The sequence below is a fragment of the Bradyrhizobium sp. 197 genome (assembly GCF_023073375.1).
Classification (GTDB): Bacteria; Pseudomonadota; Alphaproteobacteria; order Rhizobiales; family Xanthobacteraceae; genus Bradyrhizobium.
This window is the reverse complement of sequence record NZ_JADPJJ010000138.1, coordinates 116,754-130,046: the sequence shown is the minus strand read 5'-3', so window position 1 is coordinate 130,046 and position 13,293 is coordinate 116,754. Positions and strand designations below refer to the sequence as shown.

General features: G+C 64.1%; 15 protein-coding genes and 1 pseudogene. 7 read left to right on the top strand and 9 right to left on the bottom strand.

Annotated elements, in window-relative coordinates; all coding sequences use genetic code 11:
• Window positions 1-155: 155 nt before the first annotated feature.
• Both IVB27_RS30975 and cysK read right to left on the bottom strand, forming a co-directional pair.
• Window positions 156-398 (bottom strand): BrnA antitoxin family protein, encoded by a 243-nt coding sequence (locus IVB27_RS30975; RefSeq protein WP_247446650.1) that lies wholly within the window; start codon window positions 396-398, stop codon window positions 156-158.
• Between the two features lie 3 nt (window positions 399-401).
• Window positions 402-1,379: a cysteine synthase A gene (gene cysK / locus IVB27_RS30970; protein WP_247446649.1), complete on the bottom strand. Its 978-nt coding sequence runs from the start codon at window positions 1,377-1,379 to the stop codon at window positions 402-404.
• Between the two features lie 224 nt (window positions 1,380-1,603).
• Between cysK and IVB27_RS30965 the strand changes: the two genes are divergently transcribed.
• Complete coding sequence (locus IVB27_RS30965) at window positions 1,604-1,822, top strand: hypothetical protein (RefSeq protein WP_247446648.1); 219 nt, start codon at window positions 1,604-1,606, stop codon at window positions 1,820-1,822.
• A gap of 15 nt (window positions 1,823-1,837) precedes the next feature.
• Here the strand turns inward: IVB27_RS30965 and tgt are convergent, their stop codons facing one another.
• Window positions 1,838-2,986, bottom strand: a complete 1,149-nt coding sequence (gene tgt, locus IVB27_RS30960) for a tRNA guanosine(34) transglycosylase Tgt (protein WP_247446647.1) — start codon at window positions 2,984-2,986, stop codon at window positions 1,838-1,840.
• Between the two features lie 256 nt (window positions 2,987-3,242).
• Here tgt and IVB27_RS30955 point away from each other — a divergent pair, with 256 nt between their 5' ends.
• The gene (locus tag IVB27_RS30955) at window positions 3,243-4,394 is read left to right on the top strand and encodes a patatin-like phospholipase family protein (RefSeq protein ID WP_247446646.1); all 1,152 of its coding nucleotides are present in this window, start codon (window positions 3,243-3,245) and stop codon (window positions 4,392-4,394) included.
• Between the two features lie 135 nt (window positions 4,395-4,529).
• A complete protein-coding gene (locus IVB27_RS30950; protein ID WP_247446645.1) occupies window positions 4,530-5,276 on the top strand; it encodes a TetR/AcrR family transcriptional regulator in 747 nt (248 codons plus the stop codon).
• Window positions 5,277-5,358: 82 nt separating this feature from the next.
• On the opposite strand, the gene IVB27_RS30945 is transcribed toward IVB27_RS30950, so the two are convergent.
• Entirely contained in the window at window positions 5,359-5,529 is a 171-nt protein-coding gene (locus tag IVB27_RS30945; protein WP_247446644.1) for a hypothetical protein, read from the bottom strand.
• Here IVB27_RS30945 and IVB27_RS30940 point away from each other — a divergent pair.
• Window positions 5,528-6,129 (top strand): annotated as a pseudogene (locus tag IVB27_RS30940) (PepSY domain-containing protein). The gene IVB27_RS30945 and the pseudogene IVB27_RS30940 overlap by 2 nt on opposite strands.
• A gap of 220 nt (window positions 6,130-6,349) precedes the next feature.
• Window positions 6,350-7,387 carry an aspartate-semialdehyde dehydrogenase gene (locus tag IVB27_RS30935; protein ID WP_247446642.1) on the top strand — a complete coding sequence of 346 codons (1,038 nt, stop codon included), beginning with the start codon at window positions 6,350-6,352 and terminating at the stop codon, window positions 7,385-7,387.
• 43 nt (window positions 7,388-7,430) lie between these two features.
• Here IVB27_RS30935 and queA read toward each other — a convergent pair whose 3' ends face one another.
• The 5 genes from queA to coaD all read right to left on the bottom strand — a co-directional run bounded on the left by queA (window position 7,431) and on the right by coaD (window position 10,618).
• Window positions 7,431-8,504 (bottom strand): tRNA preQ1(34) S-adenosylmethionine ribosyltransferase-isomerase QueA, encoded by a 1,074-nt coding sequence (gene queA / locus IVB27_RS30930; protein ID WP_247446641.1) that lies wholly within the window; start codon window positions 8,502-8,504, stop codon window positions 7,431-7,433.
• Between the two features lie 134 nt (window positions 8,505-8,638).
• On the bottom strand, window positions 8,639-9,103 hold the full coding sequence (locus tag IVB27_RS30925; protein WP_247343427.1) for a peptidylprolyl isomerase: 465 nt from the start codon (window positions 9,101-9,103) through the stop codon (window positions 8,639-8,641).
• Entirely contained in the window at window positions 9,100-9,510 is a 411-nt protein-coding gene (locus IVB27_RS30920) for a UCP034077 family protein (RefSeq protein WP_247446640.1), read from the bottom strand. The genes IVB27_RS30925 and IVB27_RS30920 overlap by 4 nt, the downstream gene beginning before the upstream one ends.
• An 8-nt stretch (window positions 9,511-9,518) precedes the next feature.
• Window positions 9,519-10,082: a peptidylprolyl isomerase gene (locus IVB27_RS30915; RefSeq protein WP_247343435.1), complete on the bottom strand. Its 564-nt coding sequence runs from the start codon at window positions 10,080-10,082 to the stop codon at window positions 9,519-9,521.
• A 41-nt stretch (window positions 10,083-10,123) separates the two neighbouring features.
• Window positions 10,124-10,618 carry a pantetheine-phosphate adenylyltransferase gene (gene coaD / locus IVB27_RS30910; protein ID WP_247446639.1) on the bottom strand — a complete coding sequence of 165 codons (495 nt, stop codon included), beginning with the start codon at window positions 10,616-10,618 and terminating at the stop codon, window positions 10,124-10,126.
• 270 nt (window positions 10,619-10,888) lie between these two features.
• Here coaD and IVB27_RS30905 point away from each other — a divergent pair, with 270 nt between their 5' ends.
• Both IVB27_RS30905 and IVB27_RS30900 read left to right on the top strand, forming a co-directional pair.
• Window positions 10,889-11,146 (top strand): hypothetical protein, encoded by a 258-nt coding sequence (locus IVB27_RS30905; protein ID WP_247343440.1) that lies wholly within the window; start codon window positions 10,889-10,891, stop codon window positions 11,144-11,146.
• 201 nt (window positions 11,147-11,347) lie between these two features.
• Complete coding sequence (locus IVB27_RS30900; protein ID WP_247343443.1) at window positions 11,348-13,201, top strand: potassium transporter Kup; 1,854 nt, start codon at window positions 11,348-11,350, stop codon at window positions 13,199-13,201.
• Window positions 13,202-13,293: the final 92 nt, after the last annotated feature.

Genomic DNA, 13,293 nt, shown 5'->3' with positions numbered 1-13,293 from the left:
CTCACGATGACGCCCTTGCGCTTCGCTAATCCTTCGCCGCCATCAGGCTGGATAGAGGACTTCCACCTCCAAGCTGTCGTTCATACTCGGCACACAGCACAAAAGCCCGGTTCGCGCCGGGCTTTTTCGTTGCGAGTCCCTCAGCCAGCTGGCGCCTACTTCCCAGCAGCTTTCCGCAACGCGTCGTTGATGCGGTCCTGCCAGCCGGGTCCACCTGCCTGGAAATGCTCCAGCACGTCCTGATCGATCCGCAGCGTGACCTGCTCCTTGACCCTCGGGGCTACGTTCTGCTTCGGCGGCGCCACTGCGACCTTGGTCGTCACCTTCTTGAACGCCGCCTCGGCCTCGGTCCTGGCATCGCCGAGCGTGCGCGGCCGCCTCGGTGGTTGATCAGCCATGTCCTAGATTCCCTCAAACAGTGCCGTCGAAAGATACCGTTCGGAGAAGGACGGCACTATAGCCAGAATGGTTTTTCCCGCAGCTTCCGGCCGCTTGCCGATCTGTAGCGCAGCCGCAATGGCAGCGCCGGAGGAGATGCCGCCAGGAATACCCTCATGCCGCGCCAGCGCGCGGGAGGTCTCGATCGCCGTCGTCGAGTTGATCTTGACGATCTCGTCGATCACAGAACCGTCGAGGATGTCGGGCACGAAGCCGGCGCCGATACCCTGGATCTTGTGCGGCATGTGCTGGCCGCCCGACAGTACCGGACTTTCCTCGGGCTCGACCGCGACCACCCGCAGCGAGGGCTTGCGCGGCTTGAGCACCTGGCCGACGCCGGTGATGGTGCCGCCGGTGCCGACGCCAGCGACGAAGAAATCGATATTGCCGCCGGTGTCGTTCCAGATCTCCTCCGCGGTGGTACGGCGATGCACCTCGGGATTGGCGAGATTCTTGAACTGCTGCGGCATCACCGAATTCGGCGTCGTCTTCAACAGCTCTTCGGCCGTCGCGATCGCGCCCTTCATGCCCTGCGCCGCCGGTGTCAGCACGAGCTCAGCGCCGAGAAAGGCCAGCATCTTGCGCCGTTCGATCGACATCGACTCCGGCATGACCAGCTTGAGCCTGTAGCCGCGCGACGCCGCGACGAAGGCCAGCGCGATGCCGGTATTGCCGGAGGTCGGCTCGATCAGCACGGTGTCGGGCTTGACGATGCCGGCCTTCTCCATGGCGATGATCATGGCCGCGCCGATGCGGTCCTTCACGCTGGCGGCCGGATTGAAGTATTCAAGTTTTGCCAAAATGGTCGCGTTGACGCCGTGCATGGCCGGCAGCCGTCGCAGGCGAACGACCGGCGTGTCGCCAAAAGCATCGACGATCGAGTCGTAGATCCGGCCGCGGCCGGGTTGGTGCGCTGCACCCGTGCTGGACGATGCGTCCATGATGAACTCCCTGTGACGACAATTTGCGCTTCTGTCGCGTCTCTTGTGCAGTTACAAACAGCCTGCGGCGACAGGCAAGCGACATTGCGGCAACATGTTAAATACGCTGCATCGCAAAATCGCGTGAGCTTTAATTATCAGAAAACCAACGCATTTGTGTTGCGACCTCGTCAACTGATTCTGCTTATGTTAGACTTACGTCTCGAAGCAGGAAGGTCACCACGATGTCAGCAGTCGCTGAAGTGTTGTCGACCGTCACACACCACCACTATCCGCGTTGTAGCGCGTTGCCTACCTGTCCCGTCTGCGCCGACTCCATGGTCGCAGCCGAAGCTTCAGCATATGTGTCGGACCACGTGATCAGCTATCTCTGGACCTGCGACAATTGCGGCTATGGCTTCGTGACCAAGCACGCCGTCAAGCAACATTTCGTGTGCAACTGACCCTGTGCAGTCGAGCTAGCGCGGGGCGATGTCGCCCCTCGCCCAGTCCTCGCGCGTACGCTGATAGAATTCCTCGAACGTTCCCCGTGCGACCGCGTCCCTGATGCCCTGCATCAGGAACTGGTAATAAGCGACATTGATCTCGGACAGCAGCATCGCACCCAGCGTCTCGCCCGACTTGACGAGGTGGTGCAAATAGGCGCGCGCGTAGGTGCGCGCCGACGGCCAGGAGCTCTCTTCGTCGAGCGGACGCGGATCGTCGGCATGGCGGGCGTTGCGCAAATTCACCTGGCCGAAGCGTGTGAACGCAACGCCATGCCGGCCATTGCGCGTCGGCATCACGCAATCGAACATGTCGATACCGCGCTTGACCGCCTGGAGCATGTCGTCCGGTGTACCGACGCCCATCAGATAGCGCGGCCGCTCCCTCGGCAGCAGCGGCGCGGTCTCGTCGATCATCGCCAGCATCACGGCCTGAGGCTCGCCGACGGCGAGGCCGCCGATCGCATAGCCGTGGAAACCGATCTCGATGAGGCCCTGCGCACTGGCATGGCGAAGCTGCGGTATGTCGCCGCCCTGCACGATGCCGAACAGCATGTAGCCCTCGGGCGCGCTCTCGAAGGCGCGCTTGCTCCGCTCGGCCCAGCGCAGCGACAATTGCATCGCGCGGTCGATGTCGGCGCGCTCGGCCGGCAGCCGCACGCATTCGTCCATCTGCATGGCGATGTCGGAGCCGAGCAAACGCTGCACCTCGATCGAGCGCTCCGGCGACAACTCGACCTTGGCGCCATCGATATGCGAACGGAATGTGACGGCGTGCTCGCTGACCTTGCGCAAATCCGCCAGCGACATCACCTGGAAGCCGCCGGAATCCGTCAGCATCGGGCCGTTCCAGCCGGTGAATGTCTGCAGGCCGCCCAGCGCCGCGATCCGCTCCGCGCCGGGACGCAGCATCAGATGATAGGTGTTGCCGAGCACGATGTCGGCACCGGCCTCACGCACCTCGCGCCAGTGCATGCCCTTCATCGCGCCGGCGGTGCCGACCGGCATGAACGCGGGCGTGCGCACCACACCGTGCGGCGTGGTCAGGCGCCCGGTGCGCGCGGCGCCGTCGGTGGCGAGCAGTTCGAAATGAATGGGCAGACCGGTGTCAGGACGATTCATGAGGGTGCTTATTGCGTGTCGGGGCAGGCCGATCAACCCGCTCAGGCGTTGCTTGCGCCGGCTTGTGCATCAGACTGGGACACGCCGGGCACGGATATTTGGGACACGGATATTTGCACCCGCATCCCTTGTTAAACAAAACGATACAGTGTAGTTTTATGCCGGGCTGGACGAACTGCCGCGGCGATGTTGCCGGCGGCGGTAGATGCGTGATCGCCAGCCACCGACAATGCCCTTCCCTTCAAGTTCGAGTGAGATGTTCGGCCGTTCGCATGGCTGGACGAGGCAGACAGGCGCCCGCCTGATCGGATTCCTGGTGTGCAGCCTGGCGCTCGGCGCCTGCACCTCCCTGCCCCGCACGCCCTATACCGCAGCTGAAGCCAGCACCTCGCGGGTGCTCGATATCGACGGCCTCCGGCGCTACGCCGACGAACCCATCGCGAAATTCAACTTCGAGAAGGACACCGGCACCGCGACGAAGTCCTACCTGGCTCTGTCTGGCGGCGGCGCCGACGGCGCCTACGGCGTCGGCGTGCTCAACGGCTGGACCGCAGCCAGAACCCGTCCCGCCTTCTCGGTCGTCTCGGGTGTGAGCACCGGCGGCCTGATTGCGCCCTTTGCGTATCTCGGCTCGCAATATGACGAGACGCTGAAGGAGGTCTACACCAGCGGTATCGCGGAGAGCCTGTTGAGCGATCCCAGCATCATGCGCGTGCTGTTCGGATCCGGGCTGTTCGGCAACACGCGGCTGCGCGAACTCGTCGCCCGCTATGTCGGGCCGGAGATCATGGCGCAGGTCGCGCGCGAAAACGCCAAGGGTCGCAGGCTGCTGATCGTGACGACCGATCTCGACACCCAGCGCACCGCCATCTGGGACATGGGCAAGATCGCCGCAGTCGGCACGCCCGACGCGCTAAAGCTGTTTCGCGACGTGATGGCGGCCTCCGCCAGCATACCGCTGGTGTTTCCGCCGATCATGATCGACGCCGAAGGCCAGGGCCGCAGGTTTCAGGAGATGCATGTCGACGGCGGCGTGACGGCCCCGGTGCTGACGCTGCCGGAAGCCCTGCTTGTCCAGGGCAGTCGCCTGCCCGGCACTGCGAAATTGGACATCTACATCCTCGTCAACAAGAAGATCGAACGCAACTTCGAGCTCGTCTCCAACAGCACCATCGACGTCGCCTCACGCAGCCTGTCGTCGATCACCCAGTCCCAGACCCGTTCGATCATCTTCTCGACCTATGATTTCGCCAAGCGCAACCGCCTGGGTTTCCATCTCTCCTACATCGCGCGCGACTATCCCGCGCCGGCCTCGGAAGGGTTCGACACTGCCTATATGCGGGCGCTGTATCAGTACGGATATGAGAAGGCGGCGGCTGGCCAGGCCTGGACTTCGACGCTTCCGTGAGGCCCTCACGGAGGAACGAGGTCTTACCGAGACCGTTGACGATACGACCAATTCGGCCAGATTGGCGATGACGCCCCGGCTGCTGCGCGTTATAGAGCAATGATCGATGTCAGGAACGCGCAGGAATCATCGGGCATGGGATTGACTGCGACCAAGACAAGACCGGCGGCGCCCCGCCGCGAGGTGCCGAAATCGCGTGGCGGCCGGCCGACCAAAAGTGCAGCGATCGAGCGGGATCAACGGCTGATCGAGGTCGCCACCCGCCTCTTCCTGGATCGCGGCTTTGACGCGACCTCGCTTGATGCGGTCGCGGAAGCGGCACGCGTCAGCAAACCCACGGTTTATTCCCGTTACGGCGACAAGCGCGGCCTGTTCGCGGCCGTGCTGAGGCGCGAAATCGCGCGCTGGCTTGCGCCGCTGTCGGCAGCCGCCGAAACGCAGATCAGCAGCGCCTCGGACATTTCGGTCGAGCAGCGGCTGGTCGCGATCGGGCGCGAGATGCTGACATTCACCTGCGGTCCCGACGCCGTCGCCTTCAGCCGCATGATGACGTCACAGGCCATCAACTTTCCCGATGTCGCCAAGCTCGGCAAAGAGGAAGGCTGGCTCAAGGCCGTCGCCACCACGGCGCGCTTCTTCGACCATCTGATGGCGCAAAGTGCGCTCGACGTCGACGACACGACCATCGCGGCCGAGGTGTTCCTCGACGTCGTCGTCGGTCACAATCATCGCCTGGCGACGTTTGGAACGCCGCCGGAGATGAAGGTCGCGGAAAAACGAATGCGCGCTGCGATCAAGCTGTTTTTGGCCGGTGCGCTCGGACCGGCGGACCGCGTCCAGGGCGCCGCCAAGAGCACGCAGCGGCGGCGTCCGTCCCGCTGACAATTCCGTGAGGTTGCGATCTTTTCCGAGTGGACCCGCGCCCGCGCCGTTGACCAAAACAAAACGATACGGTATGGTTTAATTATAGGGCGATGCGGATCGCTTTTTCACCAGCCCCAAAGAGATCCGCACCGCTTCGATCGCCGCGGCGGGTACAGCCCGTCACGACGCTCAGCGGCCGACCGATGCCCAAGGTCGGCCGCAAATTCTTTACGATCATCCGGCACACTCGCTGGCCGAGGGTTTCGAGCATGACGACAGCCAAACCATGGACCTCGGGATTGCTTGCGATCGCCCTGTCCGCAGTGCTCCTTGCAGCGCCGGCGCGGGCGATCGTGAGCACGGGCACGCCGGCCGCGCTTCACGGCGAGACAGATGGTGACGCTGAGGCCGATCGCCAAGCGGTCAGCCGCGAGATCGAGCGCTTCCGCAGCACGTCGATCTCGATCAGCCAGGCCATGGCGATTGCGGAATCCCGCCACGCCGGTGCCACCACGGCGGATGTGAGCTTCGACGGAGCCTCCGGCGTGCCGGTCTACCGGGTGAAGACCCTGCACAACGACCGGATCTGGCGCCACACCATCAATGCCGCGACCGGCGAGCTCGTCGGCGGCGAAGCTGCCCTCCCCTCGCCGAGCTCGATCTCGACGACCGCAGCAACCTCGCAGCGCTCGGTGCCATCAAGCACCGCCTTGCGGATGCCGTGCACGTCGCCGAACGTGCGGCCTCCGGCAAGGCGATCAGCGGGGGGCTGGTGCGCGAAGGCGGCCGGCTGAATTTTGCGATCGTCGTCATCAGTGGCGACAACCTCAAGGAGGTCATCCTCGAACCGCCGGGCGCCCGGACGAGATAGCGGCGGCCCCAATCCCGCCGAAAAACCATTGACGACCGCAAGACTCTCCCCCATAAGTCGCCGCCATGTTCACGACCATCAAACGCACGACTAAAACCACCACGGCCTTCGGGGCCCGGGGAGGCGTGCGCGTGTAGTCGTCGACTAGAACGCAATCCACTCTACCGAAGCCCCGCCCTCGTTGGTCCGGGGCTTTTTTGTTGTCTCAATTCTCAATTCAATGGAGGACAAAGTGAGTAACGATCCCGTCGTCGCGATTGTCGGCGTCACCGGTGCGGTGGGCGCCGAATTCATCGCTACCATGGACAAGCGCGGCTTTCGCGTTGGCAAGCTCAAGGCGCTCGCAAGCGCCCGCTCGGCCGGCAAGAGGGTGTCGTTCCGCGGGCAAAAAATCCTCATCGAGGAGCTGTCCGAGCGCGCCTTCGAAGGCGTCGACATCGCGCTGTTTTCCGCCGGCGGCAGCATCTCGAAGAAGTTCGCTCCCATCGCTGTCAAGGCAGGCGCCGTCGTGGTCGACAACTCCTCCGCCTTCCGCATGGACCCGAACGTGCCGCTGGTGATTCCGGAGGTCAACGGCAACCGCATCCGCGACCACAAGGGCATCATCGCCAACCCGAACTGTGCCGCAATCACCGCGCTGGTGCCGCTGTGGCCGATCCACCAGAGCAACCGCATCAAGCGCGTGATCATCTCGACCTACCAGGCGGCAAGCGGCGCCGGTGCCGCCGCGATGGAGGAGCTCGTCGAGTCCACCCGCGCCAATCTCAACGGGCAGGCCTACGCGCCCAAGGTGATGCCGCATCCCTACGCCTTCAACCTCTTCAACCACAACACGGCGATCGATCCTGAGACCGGCTACAACGACGAAGAGACCAAGGTCATCAAGGAAACCCGCAAGATCTTCGAGGACGACAAGATCGCGATCGGCGTCACCTGCGTGCGCGTGCCGGTACTGCGGGCTCATTGCGAGGCCATCACCTTCGAATGCGAGAAGCCGATCAGCGAAGACCAGGTCCGCGCCATCATGGCGCAGGCGCCCGGCGTGAAGCTGGTCGACGACCGCGTGAAGAACTACTTCCCGATGCCGATCGACGCCTCGGGCCAGGACGACGTCCTGGTCGGCCGCATCCGCAAGGATCTCAGCGACCCCTCTGGGCATTCGATCTCGATGTTCGTGGCGGCGGATCAGCTGCTCAAGGGCGCCGCGTTGAACGCGGTGCAGATCGCGGAGCTGTTGCCGCTGCGCGTGATGGTGTAACGGGTACGTCGGGTGGGCACGGCGCTACGCGCCTTTGCCCACCTTACGGCTCTGCCCGAAACAACAAACACGCATCGCCATACGAATAGAACCGGTAGCCATTCGCGATCGCATGCGCATAGGCCTGCTGCATCGCCTCAAGCCCCGAGAATGCCGACACCAGCATGAACAGCGTCGACTTCGGCAGATGGAAATTGGTCAGCATGATATCGACGGCGCGGAAGCGATAGCCGGGGATGATGAAGATCGACGTCTCGGCGGCGAATGGCTGAATGACGCCATCCGCGCTGGCTGCGCTTTCGAGCAGCCGCAATGACGTGGTGCCGACCGCGATGATACGGCCGCCATTGCTCCGCGCGGTGTTGAGATTTCCCGCCGTCTCGGCCGAGATCGTGCCCCACTCGGCATGCATCTTGTGGCCTTCGGTGTCGTCCACCTTCACCGGCAGGAACGTCCCTGCCCCGACATGCAGCGTGACGCGGTTGATGCCGACGCCGCGCGCGTGCAACGCCTGCTCCAGGGCCGGCGTGAAATGCAGGCCTGCTGTCGGCGCGGCAACGGCGCCTTCATTCGCCGCGAACATAGTCTGGTAGTCGGCGAGGTCCTGATCATCCGGCGTGCGTTTGGAGGCGATGTAGGGCGGCAGCGGCGGGCTGCCGAGATCGGCGATGGCTTGATCCAGTATCGGGCCGTGGAACGAGAATGACAGCGTCACCTCACCCTCAGTGCCCTTGGCCTCGACCTCGGCGTCGAGATGGCCGAGCAGGCAGACCTTGCCCTCATTGCCGAAGCGAATGCGGTCGCCGGGCGTGAGTTTCTTGGCGGGCTTCACCAGTGCCTGCCAGCGCGAGCCGTCGACGCGCTTGATCAGCGTCGCCTCGATCTTCGGCTCGGTCTCGCGGCCGATGCGGCGGCCCTTCAATTGCGCCGCGATCACCTTGGTGTCGTTGACAACAAGCTGGTCGCCCGGCTTCAGCCATTGCGGCAGGTCGGCGATGACACGGTCGCGCAGCGTGCCGTGATCGACAACCAGCATCTTCGCGGAGTCGCGCGGGCTCGCCGGGCGCAATGCGATGCGCTCGGCGGGCAGGTCGAAATCGAAGAGATCGGTCCGCATGTCGGATTCAGCGCCACATAGTCATCCTGAGGAGCGCGGAACGCGCGTCTCGAAGGATGAAGGCCCCGCTGCTGCAGCTTGGCCTTCATGGTTCGAGACGGCGCTACGCGCCTCCTCACCATGAGGGGAAACGCCTACTCCGCGTCAGCCGCCATCCGCGCCTTGACGATTTTGTCGGGGTTCTGCACGGGCTCGCCGCGCTTGATCTTGTCGACGTTATCCATGCCCTCGGTGACCTTGCCCCACACCGTGTACTGGTTGTCGAGAAAGCGGGCGTCGTCGAACACGATGAAGAACTGGCTGTCGCCGGAGTCGGGGCTTGCCGCACGGGCCATCGAGGTGACGCCGCGCACATGCGGCTCCTTGCTGAACTCGGCCTTCAGCTTCTGGCCGGAGCCGCCGGTGCCGGTGCCCTGCGGGCAGCCGGTCTGCGCCATGAAGCCGTCGATCACGCGATGGAACACGATGCCGTCGTAGAAGCCTTCGCGCACGAGCTCCTTGATGCGCGCGACGTGGCCGGGCGCCAGATCAGGCCGCATCTCGATGGTGACGGGGCCCTGGGTGGTCTCGAGGATCAGGGTGTTTTCGGTGGCACTCATGCTCGTCTCTCTTGGGTTGAGGGTGAAGTCTTCCGGTTGCGAAACTGGATCGCGAATGGACGCCCCGCAGCGGCGCCGGCCATCGCATCGGTAAATGGCATCGGCGTGCAGCGTTGCAATGCCTCCATCACCGCGACCCGGTATTGCAGCCGGTCATCGTCGGAAGCCTCCGCGGATTCATAGGTAATCCTCGGATGGCCCAGAATGTTTCCAGCCCGGTTAAAACTCACGACGACGGTGATGTCGATGGGACGGGCCCTGGCGGCAGGCGGCGGCTTCCAGCAGGTGCGCAGATGCCGGAAGATGTCCTGGATGGTGTTGACCTGCGTGTCCCCGGCGGCCGCTCCGGAGACGCCGAGCAGCAGAACCGCGGCAACCAGCAGGAGCTTGCCAGCGCAGCGCGCCATCGTCTCTCCTACTTGATGTCGGAAGCGACCTGCACCTTCACCATCTTGTCGGGGTCGGTGACGGTGCCGCCGCTTGATCCGGGAGGCGCCTTCTTCAGCTTGTCGACGACGTCCATGCCCTGCACGACCTCGCCGATCACGGTGTACTGGTTGTCGAGGCTGCCGCCGTCCGCAAACATGATGAAGAATTGCGAGTTGGCAGTGTCGACGCTGTCGCCGCGCCGCGCCATCCCGACGATGCCGCGGGCAAAATGCACCTTGGAGAATTCCTGTTTCAGATTCGGATATTTCGAGCCGCCGGTGCCGTTGAATTTCTCGCCGTCGCCGGTCTGCGCCATGAAGCCGTCCATGACGCGGTGGAACGGCACGTTGTTGTAATAGCCCTCGCGCGCGAGCTGCTTGATGCGCTCGGCGTGCTGGGGCGCCAGATCCGTCCGCAGCTTGATGACGATGCGGCCCTTGGTGGTGTCGATGACGACGGCGTTGGCCTTGTCGAGGCCCGCCGGCAAGGCTTGCGCGAAGGCCGGCGCCGCGAACAGAACCGCGGCAAGAACTGCGAGAATTCGGATCATGATAACTCCGGATCAGAGATGAGAGAGGAAACGCGCCGTTATCAGGCGAATTTTGCCTTGAGCTGTGCCGCAACCAGCGGCGGGACGAAGGCCGAGACGTCACCGCCCATGGCGGCGATCTGGCGCACCAAAGTGGCGGTGATCGGGCGGACCATGGGAGAGGCCGGCAGGAAGACCGTATGCACCTCGGGCGCCATGGCGCCGTTCATGCCGGCGAGCTGCATCTCGTAGTCGAGGTCGGTGCCGTCGCGCAGGCCCCGAATCATGATGGTCGCACCGTGCTTGCGCGCCGAGACCACCGACAGATCGTCAAACGTCACAGCCTCGAGCACGCAGCCGGCCTGGGCCGCCACCGGCCCGCAGACGTCATGGAGCATCTTTAGCCGCTCCTCGGTCGAGAACAACGGCTTCTTGCCGGGATGCACCCCGATTGCGACAACGAGCCTGTCGCACAGCGGCACGCTGTGCCGGACCACGTCCAGATGGCCGTTGGTGATGGGGTCGAAGGAACCTGGGTAGAAGGCAATGCGCGGCATGGTCACGTCCTACCGCGCCCGGCCCGGGCCGGCAAGCCGGGCGGGTTCCCTGGCCATTTCCTGCCCATTTTCCGCAAAATGTCCGTCCGGCCATGTCGACGATGGCGGGTTTGTTTCGTCCTGAGGGCGGCCACGAAACCAAAGGACGCGCGAACGAAACCATTTCCCACAGCCGCGAAGACGTCCGGAAACTGGTCATGGTTACTAATCCAGCCAACGAAATGACGGGCCGCACACTGGGCGTAGCGGCCGCAGCACAGGGGACTGTCAATGATCAAGGCTCTTTCAGCGATCGCCATCTCTGCGTGTGTCGCTGCCGCTCTCACCCTCCTGCCCGGCTTCGCCCCGACCGTCGAGGCCAGCGTGCCGCAGCCGCTCGCCAAGAGCGACCGGCTCGATATCCGCGCCATCGGCAAGGACTGCTCGCAGCAGGCTTGGCCGAATTTCGAGGCCTCCTGTCTCCGCCAGGTCGGTACCAAAGCCAACATCCGCGAGGCTCGCCTCGTGACCGCCGACCGTACCCCGTAATCGGGTCTGTCAGCTTCGCGTCACAAACCCCGATATAAAGCCCAAGATAATGAAGATGGATATTTGCGACATCCCGTCGCAGACTGCCTGATGCTCGCGCCCGTCGGAATGGTCCGACGGGCGCGATCCCATCGGGGGTCGATCTTGTCCAGTACGCCCGCAGTCGCCTCCGGCCATCATCCTGACCCTGTGCCGATCGCCATGACCATGGGGGCCCTCGGGGTGGTCTATGGCGATATCGGCACCAGTCCCCTCTACGCCCTGAAGGAAGCCGCCAAGGCCGCCGCCCACGGCGGCGCAGTGACCAACGATGCTGTTCTGGGCGTTGCCTCGCTGATCCTCTGGGCACTGCTGCTCATCATCTCGCTGAAATATGCGCTGCTGATCCTGCGTGCGGACAACCGCGGCGAAGGCGGCATCGTCGCGCTGCTGGCGCTGCTGCACGCGCGCAACGCCCAACCCGGCACCTGGCGCGCCCATCTGCTGGTCGTCGGCCTCGTCGGCGCTGCGCTGCTCTACGGAGACGGCGCGATCACGCCCGCGATCTCAGTGCTCAGCGCCATCGAGGGCCTCAAGGTCGACGCCCCCTCGCTGGCGCCCGTCGTGGTGCCCGTCACCATCGTCATCCTGGTTGGCCTGTTCATAATGCAGAAGCAGGGCACCGGCTTCATTGGCCGCATCTTCGGACCGGTGATGCTGGCCTGGTTCTTCGTGCTGGCCGCGCTCGGCATCCACGGCATCGTCAAGGCGCCGGCGGTGCTGGCGGCGCTCAGCCCGCTCTATGCGTTCGAATTCCTGATCCACCAGGATTTCCATGTCTCCTTCGCGATCCTCGGCGCGGCCTTCCTCGCGGTGACCGGCGGCGAGGCCATGTATGCCGACATGGGGCATTTCGGCCGTCTGCCGATCCGGCTGGCCTGGTTCGCGATCTGCCTGCCCGCGCTGGTGCTGAACTATTTCGGCCAGGCCGCGCTCTTGATCACCGACCCCACAATGATCGAAAATCCGTTCTTCCAGCTCTGCCCCGACGCCCTGCACTATCCGCTGGTGGCGTTCTCGGCGGTTGCGACCGTGATCGCCTCGCAGGCGATCATCTCCGGCGTGTTCTCGCTGACCCAGCAGTCGATCCAGCTCGGCTTCCTTCCGCGCATGCAGATTCGCCACACCACGAGTGACGCGATCGGCCAGATCTACGTGCCCCTGGTGAACTGGCTGCTCGCCGCCGCAACGCTCGGCGCGGTCCTGAGCTTCGGCACCTCGGAGGCGCTCGCCGGCGCCTATGGCATCGCGGTGTCGCTCCTGATGGCGATCACCACGCTGCTCGCCGCCCTGGTCGCAATCCAGTGGGGCTATTCGCCGTGGCTGGTAGTGCCCGTGAACGGCTTCTTCTTCGTGATCGACCTGATCTTCTTCTCGGCCAACTCGATCAAGCTGTTCGAAGGCGGCTGGTTTCCGCTGCTGCTCGCGGCCCTCGTCGCCTTCCTGATGCTGACGTGGCGCGCCGGCGTGAAGCTGGTCGAGGCCGCGCGCGGAAAACTGCGCCAGCCCGAGGAGGATCTGATCGAGACGGCGGTCAACAAATGCAGCGCCCGACTGCCCGGGACGGCTGTGTTCCTGGCGTCGGCGCCGCGCGGCGTACCGCTGGCGCTGACCCAGTTCGTCAAGCACAACCACGTGCTGCACGAGCGTATCGTCCTCGTCACCGTGCTGATCGAGGAGCTTCCGCATATCACTGACGAGGACCGTACCGAGGTGATCGAGATCATCCCCGGCATCACCCGCGTCATCCTGCATTACGGCTTCATGCAGAACCCGACGATCTACGAAGGACTGACCCTCGCCTGCCGCCACGGCAAGCTGTCCGGCATCGACCTCTCCGACATCACCTATTATGTCGGGCGCGAGACCATCATCCCGCGCGAGGACGTCCCGGGCATGTGGGTCTGGAGAGAAACCCTGTTTGCCTTCCTCCAGCGCAACGCCGAACGCTCGGCCGCATTCTTCGGCGTGCCGACCAAGCAGGTGGTGGAGTTCGGGACGGAGCTGGAGATTTAGGTTGGAGAATGCTAAGTTGTGCATCTGAATTATAGACTACCCTACATTGTAGATTTATTCTTCAAAGAATTTGGATGCAATGCCAGGCAACA